Below are 19,597 nucleotides of genomic sequence, written 5' to 3'. Positions count from 1 at the left end.
CCATGCCGCAGCCGACAATCAGCGTGGTGGTATTGACGCGCAATGAAGAACGCCACTTGCCCGGTTGCCTGGAAACGCTGGGGTGGGCGGATGAAGTGATGGTGTTGGATAGCGGCAGCACCGACCGCACGCTCGACATTGCCCGCGCGGCGGGGGTGCGGGTGGAACAACGCCCCTTCACCCACTTCGGCGACCAGCGCCAGGCGGCGTTGGAGATGGCGCGTGGCGCGTGGGTCTTTTTTGTGGACGCCGACGAGCGCGTTCCCCCTGCGCTGGCGGAAGAGGTGCAAGCCGTCGTGCGCAGCCAGCGCCCCGAAGTGGGGTGGTGGGTGCCGCGGCGCAATTTCTTTTGGGGGAAGGAAGTCCGCTACACAGGCTGGGCGCCCGATTACCAGTTGCGATTGTTGAAAAAGGGGCACGCGCATTACGACACCACCGAGGTGGTACATGAAGTGGCGGCTGTGGATGGCGAAACCGGTTATTTGCAAACGCCGCTTGTGCACTTGAACTACGACTCATGGCGTGAATTTTTCGCCAAGCAAGCCGCCTACGCCCGGTATGAAGCCGAGCGGTGGGTGATCGAAGGGCGGCGCGTGCGCGTGCGTACCTTCTTCTTGCAACCATTGCGCGGGTTTTGGCGGCGTTATGTGCGCTGGCAGGGCTGGCGCGATGGCTTGCTGGGCTTGCAATTGAGCCTGGCGATGGCCTGGTTTGAATGGGAGGTGGTGCGGCTTGTCTGGCAACGCCAGCAACAGGGCGGGGCTTAGCGCGCCAGCGGTCGCAGGGTTGCAGTCGCCTTCTCGATTTCTTTTTCCACCCCTTCCTCTTCTTCAACCATTTCTTCGGATGGCGGCGGCAATCGGAGCGCCAGAAGCGCCGCCAGCGCAAAAACAGCGCCCGCAAAAACAAACGTCGCGCGAATGCCAAACCACATGGCAATGGCTGAACCGACGATGGGCGCCACCGTGCGCCCCGCTGAACCGACCGAAGCATCCAGCCCATAGACCGCACCCTCGTGGCCGGGTGGGCTGTATTGCGCCAGCAACGCCCCCAAGGCCGGCAAAATCCCCCCCACCGCAGCGCCGGTAATGCCATTGAGCAGAATCAACTGCCAGGGTGATGTCACCAGTGCTTGCGGCACATAGCCGGCGGCGGCCAGTATGGCGGCAAACACCAGCACGCGCTTGTGCCCGACTTTGTCGCCCACACGCCCTAACACAACAGCGCTCAATGTGCTCATTGCCGAACCGATACCGCTGACCAGCCCCGTCATCGTGCCGACGGCGTTGCTGTTGCTCATCAGTGATTGAACGAAGAGCGGAAGCAGGGGCATCACGGACATGCGGCTTACATTGTTGAGGAAACGCACGACAAAGGTCGGCAGCACGCCGGGCAAATGGAGCACCTCGCGCCAACTTTGCAGCAGGCTGGGGCGCGCTTCTGTGGGTTGTGGTGTGCGTGGCGGTTCGTGAATGCCGAAATGCACCAGCACGCCGGCCAGAAAGAGCAAGGTGGACGTGAGGATGAACGTGGCGCGAAAGCCGACCGTATCAGCCATGACGCCGCCAATGACGGGACCGACGGCGATGCCTGCCCAAAGCGCCACTTGCAGCAATCCAAGCGCAAAGCCGCTGTGCTTGCGCGGCGTGGCGGCGGCCACCAGCGCAATGGTGGCGGTGACGGTGCCGGTAATCAGCCCCTGGATGGCGCGGAGAATGGCCAATTCTTCTGCGGAGCGGGCAAACCCCATCGCCAGGAGAATGACCGCCCCGCCGAAGGTTGCACGTTGGACCATGAGTTTGCGCCCATAGCGGTCGGCCAGGCTCCCCCACACGGGGGCGCTGAGCATCATCGTGAAGGCTTGTACCGCAAAAACAATCCCCGACCAAAACTCCACACTGCCGCTGGTACGGATACCCAGATATTGCACGTAGAGCGGGAGAAAGGGAAAGACCAGAGAAAACCCCAGCCCCGCCATGAGTTGCGCAAGGAAGGCAATCGCCAGGGTGCGATGCCACGGTTCAGTGCCAAATAGCCGTTTTGCGCGCATGATAGTTTCCCTTGCTAAGTTTTTGTCGACATCATACAAGGCTTTTGAGGGGCGACAAATAGCGCCGCATTTTGCGGATGCGTGTCAGTACGCGCTGTTGATGGTGGCAGAGAAGGGAGATGCGCTCGAAATGATTGTGTTGTTATCGTTGTTTTCTGCTAAAAAGATAAAGCATAAATAGGTTGTTGCGTTTAGTAAAATATCATTTCAAAGCAAAAAATATGAAAGAGTTCCATTTTTCACAAAAGGGGTTGACAACGCTTCTTTTGATATGATATAATCTCACGCGGTAGCCGTTCCGGAAAGGATTTTTGTTTCTTGAAAAAAGCTTTCTCCCTGATTTGCTCGCAGACCATGCAACGCCAGCGCCAGGAGTATTGTTCATCTCTGTGGCGCTGGTTCTTTGTGTAGGAGGTGTTTCAGTGAATACGGTGCAAGAACAAATTCAAAGCGCCAAAGCCTTGCTCGAAAAAGCGCGCGAGCGCGGCTATGTGACCGCCAATGAGCTGTTGGATGTGTTTCCTGAGGCGGAAGAAGCCTTGAGCCAGCTTGATGAAATTTTTGAGTTGCTCGAAGAAGAGGGCATTCGCGTTTTTCAGACCGAGGAAGAAGCCAAAGCCGAAATGGCGCGGCAAACGCCTGCTTCCTGGAATGAGCTGCAGATGGATATGGAATCGGCTGTGCCGGAAACGCCGGTGTATGACCTTTCAGGCATTGATATTGAAGACACAGTCAGCCTGTACCTGCGCGAAGTCGGGAGCGTGCCGCTGTTGACTGCTGAGCAGGAAGTCGAATTGGCGAAGCAGATGGAAGCCGGCCGCATGGCGCGCGAACGCCTGGAAGCGGGTGAATACGCTGATGATATTGAAAAAGCGCAGCTGGAACGCCTTGTGCGTTTGGGTGAGATGGCGCGCGATCACCTCATCAAGGCAAACTCGCGGTTGGTGGTGAGCATTGCCAAGCGGTACATGAACCAGGGTGTGCCCTTCCTCGACCTGATTCAGGAAGGCAACCTGGGTTTGATGCGTGCGGTGGACAAGTTCGACTACAAACGTGGGTACAAGTTCAGCACGTATGCCACATGGTGGATTCGCCAGGCGATTACACGTGCGATTGCCGACCAGGGGCGTACCATCCGCGTGCCGGTTCACATGAGCGATCGGATTCGCAAGTTGTATGGCGTGAGCCGTGAATTGGAGCAAAAGCTGGGCCGCGAACCGACGCCGCAAGAAATTGCCGAAGCGATGGACATTTCACCTCAAAAAGTACGCTGGATGTTGCGTATCAGCCGCCGCCCGTTGAGCCTGGAAAAGCCGGTGGGTGAAGATGGAGACAGCGAATTGGGCGCTTTCATTGAAGATGAAGATTCGCCCGCCCCAACGGATGTCGCCAGCAACAAGTTACTGCGCCAGGAGCTGGAACGTGCACTGAGTACCATTGACCCGCGCGAGGCGCGTATTTTGCGCTTGCGCTTTGGGCTGGTGGATGGGCGCGCGCATACGCTGGAAGAGCTGGGGCAAAAGTTTGGGCTTACACGCGAACGTATCCGCCAGATTGAAGGTGAAGCTCTGCGCCGACTGCGCCACCCCAGCCGGAGCCGCCGGCTGAAAGATTACCTCAATCCTTGAAATCATATGGGTGTCCAAAAAAACGGGCTGCTGAAAATGGCAGCCCATTTTTATTTTGCGGTGGCAAACTGTTTTCAAGTGAATTGACACCCTTCAACACACTGATATAATGGCGTGTGGTACTGGTCCTGCCTTGCGTTGCTGCCAGAGTACCACATTGCCCAATCTACCGGTCTCAGTTTTCCCCATTTTGCACTGTTCCGTTCAACATACATGTGGCAAAGAGGCTACACAGAACGAAAGGAGGTGAGAGCGCACACAAACGTCTTGCTTGTGTTGACGGTCTTTTTGTCGTCTCGTCCTCTGCAAGTTTCCCGTATTTGTCAACAGGTCAATGACCAGACCGGGAGGAGTTTTCATGAAAACGCGTATAGCTGTAATGCTGGCTGTCCTGCTGGCGGCGGTCTCCGTCTTTACCGTTGTGCGAGCGGAACAGCCAACCCCCGCTGCAGGCGAAAAGTTGCAGCTTGAGCCTGCAACCGCCGAGCCCGTTTCTCCGTTTTCGTTGGGTGATGAAGGGCGTGTGATTCAGCCCAAGGATGCCAAGGGCGATGAATGGTATATCGTCCAGATGAAGGAACCCCCGCTTGCATTGTATGAAGGTGGCATTCAAGGGTTGGCGCCCACCGCGAACAGCGTGACCGGTGCGCGCAAACTTGATGTCACCAGCCCCGCAAGCCAGGCGTACCTGGCGTATCTGGATACGTTGCATGCCCAACGGCTGAACGCTATCGAACAGGCGTTGGGGCGCGACGTTGAGAAATTGTTTGATTACAAGGTGGCTTTCAACGGTTTCGCCATTCGTCTGAGCCCCGATGAGGCTGAGACCGTTGCCAAGGTCCCCGGTGTGCGCATGGTGCAGCGCAACTTCTACCGCTACCCGCTCACCGATGCAGGACCCGAGTGGATTGGCGCGCCTACCATTTGGAATGACTTTGCCTACAAGGGTGAAGGCGTCATTGTTGGTGTGATTGACACCGGTATCAACATGGACCACCCCTCGTTTGCTGATGTGGGTGACGACGGATACGACCACACAAACCCGTGGGGAGCCGGCAACTATGTTGGCTGGTGTGATCCCAACAATGCGAACTATGACCCGCAGTGGGTGTGTAATGACAAGCTGATTGGTGTGTGGGACTTCCACGATGCCGTTGGCGATGAAAGCGACGGTCCCGAAGATGGTGACGGCCACGGAAGCCACACGGCGAGCACTGCCGCTGGGAACGTCGTCTATTCGCCCACGCTCTACTCCACGACAGCAACGGATCCCGTCTATCCGCCGACGCCAGTCTTTGCTTTCACCAAGATTTCAGGTGTGGCGCCGCACGCCAACATTGTCGCGTATGACGCCTGTGGTCCTGAGGGCTGTGCTGGTGTAGCGTTGGTGGCGGCTATTGATCAGACGGTTGTGGACGGTGTTGATGTTATCAACTACTCCATTGGTGGTGGATCGAGCGACCCCTGGAACGACGCTGACGCCCAAGCCTTCTTTGGGGCGTGGAGTGCCGGCATTGTCCCGGTGACGTCGGCTGGGAACTCGGGCCCTGGTCCATCGACCATTGGTTCGCCCGCCGATGCGCCCTGGATGATTTCCGTGGGGGCAAGCACCCACAACCGCAAGATGATCAACGCTCTCATCAACATGACCGGCACGGTAGGCACGCCGCCGCCCGACCTGTATGGCACGAGCGTGACGCCTGGCTACGGTCCTGCCCCGATTGTGTACGCTGGCTGGTATGATAACGACGGGGACGGTGACACGGACGCCGACGACGCTCAATGTCTCCAGCCATTTGCTCCGGGGACTTTCAACGGCGAAATCGTCGTATGTGACCGCGGTCAGATTGCGCGTGTGCAAAAAGGCGCCAACGTGCGCGCCGGTGGTGCGGGTGGTTTCGTGCTGGCAAACATGGCAGCTGATGGTGAATCCACCAGCGCCGACCAACACGTCTTGCCGGCTGTCCACCTGGGGTATACGGCAAGTGAACAACTGCGCGCCTGGTTGAGCGACCCCACTGGCACCTATACGGCGACCATTATGGGCACCACACTCGACCTGGACCCGAGCAACGGCGACATTATGGCCTCGTTTAGCTCGCGCGGTCCTGACCCGGCGACGAATGATGTCATCAAGCCGGATGTGACGAACCCGGGTGTGAGCATTCTGGCGGCGTATAAAACGGATGGTGTCTCGCCGGAGCCGGAATTCGCCATGATTAGCGGGACCTCGATGTCCAGCCCGCACACGGCTGGTTCGGCGGCCTTGATGCGTGGGCTTTACCCGAACTGGACGCCGGATGAAATTAAGTCCGCGTTGATGTTGACGGCGGATACCACAGTGCTGGACAGCGATGAAACGACGCCTGCCGATCCCTTCGATCGCGGTGCTGGGCGTGTTGATTTGAGCATGGCGCCCTATGTGGGCTTTGTGCTCGACGAAACCGAAGCGAACTACGTGGCCGCCAACCCAAGTACGGGTGGTGACCCGCGTGCGCTCAATATTGCCAGCCTGGCCGACAGTGCTTGTCTCCAAACGTGCTCGTGGACGCGTACTCTGACCAGCACGTTGCCCATTACCGTGGACTACGGGACCAGCGCGACCATCATGTCCGGCACGATTACGGTTGAGCCGATGACCTTTACGTTGCCGGCAGGCGGAACGCAGATCATTACGGTGACGGTGGATGTCACCGGTCTGCCGGATGGTGCGTGGGTCTTCGGCCAGGTGGATATTATGCCGATAGTAACGACGCAGGGGGTCCAGGTTGTGGGTGGGCATATGCCCGTGGCCGTCCTGCCCACGTCGGGTGTGCTGCCGGATAGCGTCACGGTCGAAGCGCGCCGCAATGCCGGCTCGTATCTGATGCCGGATAACATCTCTATCGAGATTACCGATCTCACGACGACGATGTATGGCCCGGCGAAGGGGACGGTTGAGACGGTGAGCCTGGTGGAAGATGCCACCAACGGTGATCCGTATGACGACCTGAGCCAGGTGCATTGGGTGACGGTGACCGTGCCGGTGAGCGCCACGCGCCTGGTGGCGGAAGTCTTTGAATCCGAAGCGCCGGACGTGGACTTGTTTGTCGGGACCGGTTCAACACCCAGCGAAGTGACTGAACAATGCAAGAGCACCACATCCTCGTTTGTGGAATACTGCAACATTGACGACCCGCAAGCCGGCGTCTGGTGGATTTTGGTGCAAAGCTGGGCTGGTACGGGTGCGGCGGACGACATCACCTTCTCGTATGCAGTGGTGCCCGGAACGGACACCATGGAAATGTGGGTCACGGGTCCCATGACCGTACCGGCGGAAACGCCGTATGACCTGCGTCTCTACTGGGATATCCCAACCCTGACGGAAGGCGATCGCTACTACGCTGCCTTCGATGTGGGCAGCAACCCCGCCTCGCCGGACGACATCGGCCGTGTGCTGGTTGACTTGCATCGCATTGAAGACGACGTGCAAAAGACGGCCGACCGCCAGGTTATTGGGACGGGTGAAACGGCGACCTTTACCATCACGGTCAACCCGAACACCCTGCCCGAAGACCTGATGTACACCATTACTGACACCATCCCGGCCGGCTTGTCGCTGGTGCCCGGTTCAATCTCCGTTTCAAGCGGGACGGTGATGACGAGCGGGAACCAGATTGTCTGGGACCTCTCCATGAGCAAACCGGGCTTCACCTACACCTGGACCACCAGCGACGATGACCCGGCTTGTGCGGTGCCGCTCTCAACCTTGGACGGCAAACCGGACGCTTACTTGGATCTGGCGGCCTTTGGCATTTCCGCCGATGCGTCCTTTTCGGGTGATACGCAGGTCTTCTCACTGTCGTTGAGCGGCGATCCGGCCAACATTACGTACTTTGGCCAGCCAATGCCCAATACACTCTACTTCACCGACGATGGCTTCCTGGCGTTCGATGATCCGTCGGTGTACACGAATCCGTGGATCAACCGCCCCATCCCATGGCCGGATGATGTCAACAACCTGTTGGCGCTCTTCTGGCATGACTTCGTCATCCAATACGATGCCGCGAATAACTACGGTGTCACGATAGCGAACCTGACCAGTGGCGGCATCCCGGTGGCGCATATCATCGAATACGATGATGTATATGAATGGGGAGCGATTACGCAGACGCTCGATATGCAGATCTTCATCGAGCGTGATCCGTACGCCGGTCCGTATGACATCATCTTTGCGTACGACAACATCTCGATGGCAATGCCCAATTGGGGCACGGTGGGTATCGAAAACGGCGACGGTACGGTTGGCGTGGCGCCATTCCCATATGATGATATTAACCTGCATGATGGGATGGCGATCTGCTTCGATATGGAACCGCTGGCACAACAAGCAACGCTGACGTACCAGGTGACGGTTGACGACGGGGCAACGCCGGGTGTCTACACCAACACGGTGACCTCGACGACGGACAACCCCGGTAGCAAGGTCGAGACGACCAGCGCCAGCGTCACCGTCCCGACGTACGCGGTTTCGCTGACGCCGGCGACGCAAACCATGAGCGCCTATCCGGGTGATGAGGTCACTTATACGTTGACGTTGCACAACCAGGGGGCTTCGACGGACTCGTTCACGATTCAGGTGGTGGGCAACAGCTGGACGGCTACCGCACCTGCTTCGGTTGGTCCGTTGGCACCGGGTGACTCTGACACGTTCAACGTGGTGGTGACGATCCCGATGAGCGCCCAGGATGGTGACATGGACACCGCCGCCGTGCTGGTGTACTCGCAGGGTGCGACTCAGCCGTTGGATGTCAGCCCTGTGGCTACGGCGGAAATCACCACCGTCGCCAAGTGGTACAAACTCTTCGCGCCGCTGATTCTCAATCCATAACATCACGCGGTGACGAAGTCGCCCCCGCCAAACGGCGGGGGCGTTTTTTTGTGGCGGGGGCTTTCTGTTCAGCGAGTTGGTGTGGCACGCAGAAAGGCGATGCGTGTTTGCCAACGAACTGTTTGGCGGGCGAGTGTCGGCAATGCTGTGGCGATGGCGGCAAGGTCTTCTTCGCTGAGATGTTCGCGGAGCAGGTCCATGTAAGATGGTGTGGCGGGATTGTGGGTAAGCCAGCGTGCCACCGTGGCGGGAGAGAGACGTATTTCGCTGACGAAAGAGTGGCATGTGATGGTGGCATGCCACCCGGCGCGCTGCAAGGCGGTTTCGAGCGTGGTTTCGTCGCGGTTCAAGCGTGGATGGTGGGCGTAAAGGGCTTCTTCGGCTTGTTGCCAGCGGGCGTGCAGGTTGGCGGGCAGCATTTCCGGCGGTACGAGCGCCGAGAGGCGTTGCGTGTAGCGCGGCAGCGGCTCGGCGAGCGCGAGGACACCGCCCTCGGCGAGGATGGAACGCAAACCGTGCAGCCACTCGTCCCACGTTTCCAGTTTCGACAGTGCGGCGTACCCCACAATGCGGTCAAATCGCACGTCGGGCGCTTCCTGGGCGAGCGTTGGCAGGAGCGCTTCGGGTGGCGCGACCAGAATGTGCGGGCGGTGCAGAAGCGGCAGCGCCTCGGCTTCGCGGCGCAAGCGTTCCCCTTCTTCGGCGGTATGGGCGACGGCGAAAACCCCGCCTTCGGGTGTGCGGCGGATGGCTTCCCATACCAGCAAACCCCGCGCGGCGTGCAGATCGAGCACGACGTGGTGGCGCTGAAGCGCGGCATGTTCAAACAGTTGGTCGCGGATGAAGGCGAGCCGATCGCCCTGTTGCCCCAACGTGCGCTGCAACCAACGTTCGGTTTGTGTGTCTGCTGGGCTGAAAGTGAGAATTTCCGGCGGCGCGAGCCCCACACCGTCGCTGAGTGCGGCTATCTGGGCTTCACGGCGACGGGCGACTTGCTCAGCAATGGTGGCTTCATACCCTTGGTCGGAGGGCGTGTAGAAGAGATGCCCTTGCAGTGTGTCGGGCAAGTATTGTTGCGCAACCCAATGGTTGCGGTAGGCGTGTGGATAGCGGTATCCTTCCCCATGCCCGAAGCCTTGTTTGTCGCGGCTGGCGTCGCGCAGGTGGGTGGGAACTTCGCCTTCGCGTGTCTCTTCGACAATGCGCAATGCGTCGAAGAAGCCCATAGTGCTGTTGGATTTGGGGGCGGTTGCCAGATAGAGCGTTGCTTGCGCCAGGTGGAATTGCCCTTCGGGCATGCCAACGCGGTCAAAGGCTTCGGCGCACGCATTCACCACCACAATGGCGTTGGGGTCGGCAAGCCCTACGTCTTCGCTGGCGAGAATGAGCAAGCGGCGAAAAATAAAGCGCGGGTCTTCACCGGCATAGACCATGCGCGCCAACCAGTAGAGCGCGGCGTCCGGATCGGAGCCGCGCACGCTTTTGATGAAGGCGCTGATGGTATCGAAGTGCGCGTCGCCCTCTTTGTCGTAGAGGACGGCACGGCGCTGAATGGATTCTTCGGCAACGTCGAGCGTGATGTGGATAACGCCCTCTTCATCGGGGGGCGTGGTTTCAACTGCCAGTTCCAGCGCGTTGAGTAAGGCGCGGGCGTCGCCATTGGCGACGTTGACCAGGTGCGCAAGTGCTTCTTCTTCCATGTGGATCTTCAAGCGACCGTAGCCGCGTTCGGGGTCGCGCAGGGCTTGTTCGGCGATACGGCGCAGGTCGTTTTCGCTGAGCGGTTTGAGTTGAAAGATGCGCGAACGGCTCACCAGCGCTTTGTTGACTTCAAAATAGGGGTTTTCAGTCGTGGCGCCGATGAGAATGACCGTGCCGTTTTCCACCCAGGGCAGCAGGGCGTCTTGTTGGGCTTTGTTGAAGCGGTGCACTTCATCCACAAAGAGGATGGTGCGCCGACCGTACAGGTTGCGTTGTTCTTGCGCCGTTTCAATCGCCTGGCGGATATCTTTGACGCCTGCCAGCACAGCGTTGATGGCGATGAAGTGGGCTTTGGTGGTGTTCGCGATGATGCGGGCGAGCGTGGTTTTGCCCGTGCCGGGTGGTCCGTAAAAAATCAGCGAGGAGAGTTGATCGGCTTGGATGGCGCGGCGGAGCAAGCGCCCCGGACCAATGATGTGTTCTTGCCCAACGAATTCATCCAATGTGCGGGGGCGCATGCGCGCCGCGAGCGGCGCTTCTGCTGCATTCTGTTCGCGACGCGCATGCTCGAACAAATCCATAGTGAGTACGGCTTAGGGTGTTGGTGTTGGCGACGGCTGTACGCCAACCTGTGTGGGCGCGACCGTGAGCGTGGGTGTTGGCAACGGGAGTGAAACCGTTGTGGCTGTCGGCGATGGCGCCACGGTTGGTGTTGGCGTTTCAGGCGGCTGTGTAGGCGTTGGCGGTGCGGTCGTCGGTGTCGGCAGTGCGCTCGTTGGTGTCGCCGTGGGTACGGGCGTATCGGTTGGCGCAATTGTTGCTGTTGGCGTCGCCGACGGCAATGGTGAAGGCGTGGGCGATGGCGTGATCGTGGGCGACGGCGTTGGGCTGGGTGATGGCGTGGCTGTCGGCAACGCTGTGCGTGTTGGCACGCGTGTGGCGGTTGGCAAGGGCGTGTTGGTTGGCTCTTGCGGCGGCGTGTTGGTGGGCGCGCGGGTTGCGGTTGGAAGCGGCGTGTTCGTAGGCGGTAAAGGCGTAATCTTGGGTTCGGCAAACGTTGCCGTTGGCGCCGGTGTTGCGTTTCCGCCGGGCAACGGTTCCACCGCAAAGAGCAGGACAAACCCCAAAATGTAGCAGGGGATGGTCAGCCCGATAATCACCAAAAATGTTGTGTACATGCTGCGTTGACGCGGCGTCAACGTTTCATTCCACCAATGGCGCAGACGTTGCATAGTGAAAACACACCTCTTGCGTGCGTGTTGTGTCAGATTCAGAAAAAAAGACGGATACAGACGATCCGCAGCGGGCGCTATCGTACCACGCCTAACGTTGTTGAGCAAGCAGATATGGGTTCAACTCATGCGGCGGGGGGCGTAGACCGAAGCGAAGGCGGCGATCCAGAGTCCCCCAAGGATGAGCGCAACCCCAAGCAGAATGAGTTCGAGCCGCATGGGGGGCGTGCCTGGCGGCGCGGGTGGTGTGCCCGGCGTGGTCGGGCGGGGCGTCGGTGTTGGTGTGGGTGTCGCCGGTGGCGTGTGCGAAGCGGTTGGAGATGGCGACGCGGTCGGTGGGCGTGTTGGGCTGGGGGACGGCGTCATGGTGGGCGTGGCTGAGGGTGTTGCGGTTGGTTTGACGGGCGGCGGCGGCGTGCGGGTTGGGTTCGGTGTGCAGACGGGAAGCGGCGTTGCCGTAGCGCTCGCGGTGGGTGTCGGCGAGGCGGTGGGCGAGGGCGTAGCGCTCGCGGTGGGTGTCGGCGAAGCGGTGGGCGAGGGCGTAGCGCTCGCGGTGGGTGTGGGCGAGGCGGTGGGCGAGGGCGTAGCGCTCGCGGTGGGTGTGGGCGAAGCGGTAGGCGAGGGCGTGGCGCTCGCGGTGGGTGTGGGCGAAGCGGTAGGCGAGGGCGTGGCGGTTGCGGTGGGTGTCGGTGAAGCGGTGGGCGAGGGCGTAGCGCTCGCGGTGGGTGTGGGCGAAGCGGTAGGCGAGGGCGTGGCGCTCGCGGTGGGTGTCGGCGAAGCGGTGGGCGAGGTCGTGGCGGTTGCGGTGGGTGTGGGCGAAGCGGTGGGCGTTGCCGTAGCGCTCGCGGTCGGTGTCGGTGAAGCGGTGGGCGAGGGCGTAGCGCTCGCGGTGGGTGTGGGCGAGGCGGTGGGCGAGGGCGTAGCGCTCGCGGTGGGTGTCGGCGAGGCGGTGGGCGATGGCGAGGGCGTGGCTATGGGAGTTTGGGCATAAAGGGATGGCACGCCTACACTGTGCCAGAGCCATATGGCACAGAGAAGCTGTATCACTTGCCATGCTTGTGTTCGGTGTCGCGCCACCTCATCCCTCTTTTCAAGCAAAGTCTGTAGCAGAGCATATGCCTGTTTGATGAAAATTGCGCATGTTGAACAATCGAGATGAATGAACATTCGGTCATGAAGGGTGGAAGGCTTGCTCATTCGCCCAACTCTCGGTACTCTTCTCGCGCTGGGGAAAAGGAGGCACAACACCCATGGACAAAACACAATTGCCTACACTGCACTACGAACGCCTGTTTTGGTCGCAGGGCAAGCGCTATGTGGCGGGGTGTGATGAGGCGGGGCGCGGCTGCTGGGCGGGTCCCGTGATGGTGGCGGCGGTGGTGCTCCCTGCTGATGTGACGATGGCGAATGTGTTGCGCGCCGCCGGCGTTCGCGATAGCAAGTTGCTCACACCGGCGCAGCGCGAAGCGTTGGTGCCGTTGATTGAAGAAGTGGCACTGGCGACGGCGGTCGCTTCGGCTTCGCCCGCGGAGATTGACAGATTGGGGATTGCACCAGCCACACGTTTAGCCATTCGGCGGGCGCTTGAACAATTGCCGCTGGCACCCCAGGCATTGTTGCTGGATGCCTTTCCTCTGCCGGAGTCTCCGCTGCCGCAGGAAGCCCTGGTGCGGGGAGACTCGCTTTCGATTTCGATTGCCGCCGCGAGCATTCTCGCCAAGGTTGCCCGCGACCGTTTGATGGAAGCCTACGATACCGACTATCCGGGGTATGGATTTGCTCGACATAAAGGGTATGGTACGGCGGAACACCGTGCCGCCTTGCAGCGGTTGGGTCCCACACCGTTGCACCGTCATACCTGGAAGCCCATTCGGGCGTTATTCGACACCACAGAATGAGAATCAACCGAGAAGGAGGCTTTATGCGGCGCATTCGCTTGGCGTTGGCGCAGTTGAACATGACGGTGGGCGACCTTGAAGGAAATGCGAAGAAAATCAAAGCGGCGATTGTGCGCGCACGGGCGCAACACGCCGATGTGGTGCTCTTTCCGGAGTTGGCTGTTTCGGGCTACCCGCCTGAAGATTTGCTGCTCAAGCCAGATTTTATTGACGCAAACCGTCGTGCGCTGGATGACATTCGCAAAGAAACCGATGATATTGTGGCGATTGTGGGGTTTCCCAGCGCCGATGATTACGACATTTACAACGCTGCCGCGGTGTTGCAAAATGGGCGTCTGGTGGGGGAATATCGCAAGCATTATCTCCCCAATTACAGCGTGTTTGATGAAAACCGCTACTTTGGCGAAGGGCAGGAAAGCCCGGTGTTTGATTTTGGGGGGGATATTGTTGGTGTGAGCATTTGCGAGGATATCTGGTATCCTTCGGGACCGCCTCAGTGGCAGGCGTTGGCGGGCGGTGCCGAGTTGTTGGTCAACCTTTCGGCGTCGCCTTACTACCGCGGGAAGCCGCATGAACGCGCGCGGATGTTGGCCACGCGGGCGGCGGACAACGTTGCAGTTGTGGCCTATTGCAACCTGGTGGGTGGGCAGGATGAGTTGGTCTTTGATGGCGGGAGCATGGTGTTTGCGCCGGATGGGCATATGCTGGCGCGTGCGCCTTTGGGCGAGGAGACCTTGTTGGTTGTGGATGTGAGCCTGGATGAAGTATTCCGCAAGCGATTGCACGACCCACGCCGCCGCAAAGATGTGGAATTGGCGAAGCACTTTGGGCGGATCGTGCCGCGCCTGGAAGGCGAACCGTTGCGCGGCGTCTCAGCGCGTGAAGAGACGGAGCCGCGGGAAGCCCTTGTTGCGCCGTATCCGGATGACCTGGAAGAAGTCTATCGCATGTTGGTGTTGGGCATTCGCGATTACGTGCACAAAAACGGATTTGAAAAGGTGGTGGTGGGGCTGAGCGGTGGCATTGACAGCGCCCTGACGGCAACGCTTGCTGTGGATGCGTTGGGTCCTGATAACGTGGTGGGCGTGCGTATGCCGTCGCGCTTTTCATCCGAAGGCAGTTTGCGCGATGCGGAAGAGTTAGCGGTGAATTTGGGCATTCGTTTGCTGACGATTTCAATCGAACCGCCGTTTGAGGGGTATTTGGAAGCGCTGAAAGAGGTGTTTGCGGGGCGTGAATTCGACGTGACCGAGGAAAATATCCAGGCGCGTATTCGTGGGAATTACTTGATGGCGCTCTCCAACAAGTTTGGATGGCTGGTCCTCAGTACCGGCAACAAGAGCGAGTCGGCGGTTGGGTATGCAACGTTGTATGGCGATATGGCGGGTGGGTTTGCACCCTTGAAGGATGTGTACAAGACGCTGGTGTATGCACTGGCAACGTGGCGCAACACCTTGCCGGATGGTCCTGTGATTCCGCACAACACAATTGTCAAGCCGCCAAGTGCCGAACTGCGCCCAGGGCAGCAGGATACGGATTCGCTTCCGCCATACGAAGTGCTGGATGCGATTTTGCGGCTTTACATTGAAGAAGATTACAGCCCGACGGATATTGTTGCGCAGGGATTTGACCCCACAACCGTAGAGCGTGTGATTCGCATGGTTGACCGCAGCGAGTATAAACGGCGACAGGCGGCGCCAGGGGTCAAGATTACGCCACGCGCATTTGGGAAAGACCGCCGCTTGCCTATTACCAATCGGTATCGCAGCCGCGCATAAGGAAGCCAGACGGGGCGCCGCTCAACAGGCGCCCCGTTTGCGTTATTCCGTGGATGTGTCGGTTGAGGGGCGCGATTGTTGGAGCCGTTTTTGTTCTTTGCGCAAGAATTTGCGGGCTTCAAAAAAGGCCTCTTCAATTTCTTGAACCTTTTCCACGGGATTCGTGACTGTTCCGTGGCGTGCTTCATCATCCAAAGCACGGCATGCTTCTTGCAAGCGTGTTGCACCAAGATGAGCGGCGCTTGATTTCAGTGTGTGGGCGACGATGTGCATGCGGCGCGCATCGCCTTCTTGCGCGGCTGCACGCAATTGTTCGAGCAGGCGCGGCGTGTTTTCCAGGAAAATGTCGATCAACTCGTTGAGGATTGTCCCGTCTGAATCCTGAACTTCCGAGCGCAAGGCTTCAAGCGCCGCATAGTTATACTCCGGCAGAGTGGGGTGTGAGGATAGCGAAGCATATTCTTCACGATGTTCTGCAGAATGGAGATGGGGCAGAGCACGCTCAAGCGCCGCCGCCAGTTCCTGGAGCTGCACCGGCTTCGCCAAATAGTCGTCCATACCGCTTTGCAAAAAACGCTCGCGATCGCCGCGCAGGGCGTAAGCCGTCATCGCGATAATCCACGGTTGTTGTTCTTTCGGTAGACGTGCGCGGATTTGTCGAGTGGCTTGTATCCCGTCCATAACGGGCATCTGGATGTCCATAAAAATGATGTCGTAGGGATTGGCCAGTGCTTTTTGTACGGCTTCTTCACCGTTTGAGGCAACGTCTGCTTCGAGCCCCAGTTGCTTGAGCAAGTGGAGCGCCACTTTTTGGTTGATGAGGTTGTCGTCTACGAGCAAGATGCGCACAGGTGCATTGGCAAGAGAAATTTTCGGGGGAAGCGTAACAGGAGCGGGTTGGGCGTGGGAATCGCTGAAAGCAGAAATGAGCGCATCTTGAAGGGCTTCAACGCGGATCGGGCGGAGTAAGAATGTGTCAAATAGCCGCGTTTCGAGCAGGAAGGAACGGTTGCGGTGGTTGCTCATCGCAATCAGCCGGATATCTGGGGCTTTTTCACGCAATTGACGCGCCAGGCGCACCATGTTGATTTCATCTTTTCCGTGAACACCAATGAGGGCAATGTCAGTCTCTGTCGCCATATCCCAAATCTCTGGCGATGTCGGCGAATAGGCTTCCACCTCCATTCCCCAACGGCGCAACCAAGTTTCCAGAATGGTGCGGGTGCGGCTGTGCGGTTCGATGAGGAGCGCACGCCGGTTCTGGAGTTGTGGGAGCGGAGCGAAGGGGCGCAACACACGTGCGTTTGCAGGCACTTTCAAGCGCACTGTGAAGAAGAATGTGGAGCCATGCCCTTCCTGGCTTTGCACCCAAATTGTGCCTCCCATCATTTCGACAAGGCGTGCGGTGAGTGCCAAACCCAGTCCCGTGCCCCCATATTTGCGCGTAATGGATACATCGGCTTGCTCAAAGGGTTTGAAAATTGTCTCGATGACGCTTTCCGGAATACCTATGCCGGTATCTTGAACCGCGATTTCAATAATGGCTTCGTCATCCATGACTTCCAGCGTATGGGCGCGTACAAACACCTCGCCTTCTTCGGTAAATTTGACAGCGTTGGAAAGGAGATTGACGAGAATCTGTTTGAAGCGCACCATGTCGCCTTGCACGTCGAGCGGCGTGCCGGGTTCAATAGAGAGATTCAGGTGTAATTGTTTTTCATCGGCTTTGGGGGCAACCAGCAAGAGGGCTTCTTCCATTGTGGTGAGAAGGTTGAAGGGAATTGTTTCCAGTTCGAGGCGTCCGGCTTCGATTTTGGAAAAGTCAAGCAAGTCGTTGATGATGTCGAGCAGCGTTTGCCCGCTTTTTTTGATGATGTTGACATAATCGTCGAGTGGTGGGGGGAGATTGGCTTCGCGTAGTAAATCGGTCAGCCCAATGATGGCGTTCAGGGGGGTGCGAATTTCGTGGCTCATATTCGCAAGGAAGATGGATTTGGCGCGGTTGGCGGCTTCAGCGGCTTCTTTGGCAATCCGCAATTCTTCATTGGCGCGTTCCAGTTCGGCGCTTCGCGCGGCGACTTCCTCATAGGCTTGTTGCAGGCGCTCGTATAGTTCTACATTGACAATTGCGATGGCAATACGTGTCGCCAATGCTTGCAAAAACTCTATGTCGGTGCTGGTGTAATAGCGCTCGTAGCGATCAAGTGCATAGAGCACGCCAAGTACCCGCCCTTCAGCAATCAACGGGACACCAACATAGGCGCGCAACCCGTATCGTTCCAGCAGCGGATTGGCTCCGAAGGGGTCTTGACGAATGTCAGGCATGGCAAGCGGTTTGGCGTTGTCAATAATCCAGCGTGTGGCGCCGCGGCTCCGACGAATGTATTTCAGCGCTTCGTCAGGGGGTTGACCAGGCACGGATGAAGCGGCAATGCGATAGGCTTGTTGCTCTTCATTCCAGAGGAGAACGCTGGCTCCACCAGTTGCTGGGAGCAGTTGTTCGATCAGTTCAACCACACGCTCAAGGAGTTCTTGCAATTGATGTGGTTGGCTGATAGCGAGTTCCAATTGCGCCAGAGCGGATTGACGTTCGTACTGTTTTTGGCGTTGACGGTGTTCCCTGATGAGTGAACGCTCTTGCTCGCGGAGCGCGAGCGCCATACGTATGACGCTGAGTGTAGTATCGGCGATGGTTTGGATGGTGTTGCTGGGTGGAAGCGTCTCTGCTGGTTGGTCGAACGCCAGAATGAGAGCGCCAAGCACGTTTTCATCGCCGCTGGTGATTGGGAGTACCAAAAATGGCGCGTGCTCCTGAAAAGTGCGTATGCTGGCTTGAAAGGGGAGGGCTTCGTCATCGAGAAAGATGATGTCTTTGGGCGCTATCCATTGTGGCGCTGCAATCCAATCAGATGAGGAGAGGGTGATGCTCAGGCCTTCTAATGGGTACAACTCGTTGGGAAATGCACCAATGATTGAAAGGGCGCGCTCTTGTTTTTCCGCAATAAGCCCGGCGCGAAGGCCAAGCATGGCGTGCAACGCTTTCAAGGTTTCCGTGGCAATTTGCTCAATATCATCAGGGGGCGCCTCGAGCAGGGGTTGGAGAAATGTTGGGGGTGTTGCCATACGCCGCAAATACGCTTCCAGGTCTTGCGGGGCGCTCACAGGTATGACGGCCAAATGGTGGCGTGCTGCAAGCGGGGCAAGGGTGCGCACGCGTTCTGGTGTTGCTGCAATAACGGTTTCCACCTGCGGCGGGAGAATCGAGCAAAGGCGTTCTACCTCTGCATGAGTCAGGGTATTGCCGTCCAGCAGAATCAGCCGCGGGAGATGCTGCTCATTCCATGAGGGAAGCGCGTCGGGTGTGATGATGTGTGCCATCAGGCGCAACTCAGGTGAGAGCGAAGCAACGATTTCGTTGAGAGCGGCGGATGATGTGATGATCAGAAAGTAACGCATACGGCTTTTAATCCTTCTTTGAACTGCACAGGTCAATCAGTGGCGTAGCCATCTCGCGAATACATCCGCATTTGATAGCGCCCTGCCAGGCGGGCTTCAGAAAGCGCCAGTTGGGCGTCGTGGAGAAGGCGTTCCAGGCGATAGGTGTGGCTCCATTGGGTGGTTGTGATGCCCAGGGAAAGGGCGACTTGCAGGGCATTGCCATCTTCAAGTTGGAGAGGGGTATCGGCGCAGGCGCGGCGTATGCGTTCGGCAATAGCGCGCACAACCTGCTCTGTGGTTTCGGGCAAGAAGAGCGCGAAAGATGTTTCATCCCAATGCCCGAGGATGTCGTATTCGCGTTTTTGCTGTTCCAAAATGTGGGCGACGTGCTGGATCAGGCGTTCTTCTGTTTTCTGGTCGAACGTAGCAGTGATGTGTTCGGCGTCGTCCAATGCCAGCAAGAAAAGCGCCGCATGCCCTTTTTGGCGATGCAAGCGATTCAGTTCGGCTTTGGCGCGTAAAAACCACCCATAGCGATTGAGAAGCCCGGTTTGCAGGTTGGTTTGTTTGAGTTGTGACAACAGGGCGAGAGAGTGGCGGAGTTGTTGTTCATAGGCGAGCAGATGTTCGCCAACACGCAGACGCAAAAGCAGGTCTTCTCTGGTGAAAGGTTTGGTCAGGTAATCGTCAGCACCTGCGGCGAGCCCTTCCAACACGTCTTCTACATTGTCTTTGATAGTGAGCAAGATGACATAAAATTGACGGTCAAGCGTTCGCAGGCGTCGGATGAGTTCTAACCCATCGTGTTCGGGCATTACCCAGTCGGTGACAACCATTTGCACCGTTTCATCATGTTGGACGATTTCCCACGCTTCATTGGTGCTTGCGGCAAGGGCAACCGTGTAGCCGTGTTGGCTGAGAATGTGTTCAATCATACGGCGATAGAAAGGGTCATCTTCGACAACCAGAATGGTGCGAGATGCAGTGGGGGAAGACATAGGC

11 protein-coding genes are annotated in these 19,597 nt (G+C 58.4%); 5 read left to right on the top strand and 6 right to left on the bottom strand.

Annotation, left to right across the window (positions count from 1 at the left end):
- The first annotated feature begins 2 nt into the window (after positions 1-2).
- Positions 3-767 (top strand): glycosyltransferase family 2 protein, encoded by a 765-nt coding sequence (locus SE16_RS05010; RefSeq protein WP_054493113.1) that lies wholly within the window; start codon positions 3-5, stop codon positions 765-767.
- Here SE16_RS05010 and SE16_RS05005 read toward each other — a convergent pair.
- Complete coding sequence (locus SE16_RS05005; RefSeq protein ID WP_082374252.1) at positions 764-2,050, bottom strand: MFS transporter; 1,287 nt, start codon at positions 2,048-2,050, stop codon at positions 764-766. The genes SE16_RS05010 and SE16_RS05005 overlap by 4 nt on opposite strands.
- Before the next feature lie 422 nt (positions 2,051-2,472).
- Here SE16_RS05005 and rpoD point away from each other — a divergent pair, with 422 nt between their 5' ends.
- Together rpoD and SE16_RS04995 are read left to right on the top strand one after the other, a co-directional pair.
- Positions 2,473-3,678: an RNA polymerase sigma factor RpoD gene (gene rpoD, locus SE16_RS05000; RefSeq protein ID WP_082374253.1), complete on the top strand. Its 1,206-nt coding sequence runs from the start codon at positions 2,473-2,475 to the stop codon at positions 3,676-3,678.
- A 358-nt stretch (positions 3,679-4,036) separates the two neighbouring features.
- Positions 4,037-8,548, top strand: a complete 4,512-nt coding sequence (locus tag SE16_RS04995; protein WP_060687306.1) for a S8 family serine peptidase — start codon at positions 4,037-4,039, stop codon at positions 8,546-8,548.
- 68 nt (positions 8,549-8,616) lie between these two features.
- On the opposite strand, the gene SE16_RS04990 is transcribed toward SE16_RS04995, so the two are convergent.
- The 3 genes from SE16_RS04990 to SE16_RS16150 form a co-directional block, all read right to left on the bottom strand.
- Positions 8,617-10,830, bottom strand: a complete 2,214-nt coding sequence (locus SE16_RS04990) for an AAA family ATPase (RefSeq protein ID WP_060687304.1) — start codon at positions 10,828-10,830, stop codon at positions 8,617-8,619.
- Between the two features lie 12 nt (positions 10,831-10,842).
- Positions 10,843-11,481 carry a hypothetical protein gene (locus SE16_RS15920; protein WP_054493115.1) on the bottom strand — a complete coding sequence of 213 codons (639 nt, stop codon included), beginning with the start codon at positions 11,479-11,481 and terminating at the stop codon, positions 10,843-10,845.
- A gap of 91 nt (positions 11,482-11,572) precedes the next feature.
- On the bottom strand, positions 11,573-12,505 hold the full coding sequence (locus SE16_RS16150; protein WP_169787341.1) for a hypothetical protein: 933 nt from the start codon (positions 12,503-12,505) through the stop codon (positions 11,573-11,575).
- A 226-nt stretch (positions 12,506-12,731) separates the two neighbouring features.
- Here SE16_RS16150 and SE16_RS04975 point away from each other — a divergent pair, with 226 nt between their 5' ends.
- Both SE16_RS04975 and SE16_RS04970 read left to right on the top strand, forming a co-directional pair.
- Complete coding sequence (locus tag SE16_RS04975; RefSeq protein WP_060687299.1) at positions 12,732-13,379, top strand: ribonuclease HII; 648 nt, start codon at positions 12,732-12,734, stop codon at positions 13,377-13,379.
- Positions 13,380-13,402: 23 nt separating this feature from the next.
- Positions 13,403-15,157 (top strand): NAD+ synthase, encoded by a 1,755-nt coding sequence (locus tag SE16_RS04970; protein WP_054492838.1) that lies wholly within the window; start codon positions 13,403-13,405, stop codon positions 15,155-15,157.
- A gap of 42 nt (positions 15,158-15,199) precedes the next feature.
- Here SE16_RS04970 and SE16_RS04965 read toward each other — a convergent pair whose 3' ends face one another.
- On the bottom strand, positions 15,200-18,613 hold the full coding sequence (locus SE16_RS04965; RefSeq protein WP_054492837.1) for a hybrid sensor histidine kinase/response regulator: 3,414 nt from the start codon (positions 18,611-18,613) through the stop codon (positions 15,200-15,202).
- 32 nt (positions 18,614-18,645) lie between these two features.
- Positions 18,646-19,593 carry a GGDEF domain-containing response regulator gene (locus tag SE16_RS04960; RefSeq protein ID WP_054492836.1) on the bottom strand — a complete coding sequence of 316 codons (948 nt, stop codon included), beginning with the start codon at positions 19,591-19,593 and terminating at the stop codon, positions 18,646-18,648.
- Positions 19,594-19,597: the final 4 nt, after the last annotated feature.

It is taken from the genome of Ardenticatena maritima (genome assembly GCF_001306175.1).
GTDB lineage: Bacteria > Chloroflexota > Anaerolineae > Ardenticatenales > Ardenticatenaceae > Ardenticatena > Ardenticatena maritima.
Note: the sequence above shows the minus strand (reverse complement) of the source record. Positions and strands in the feature narration are given on the sequence as shown.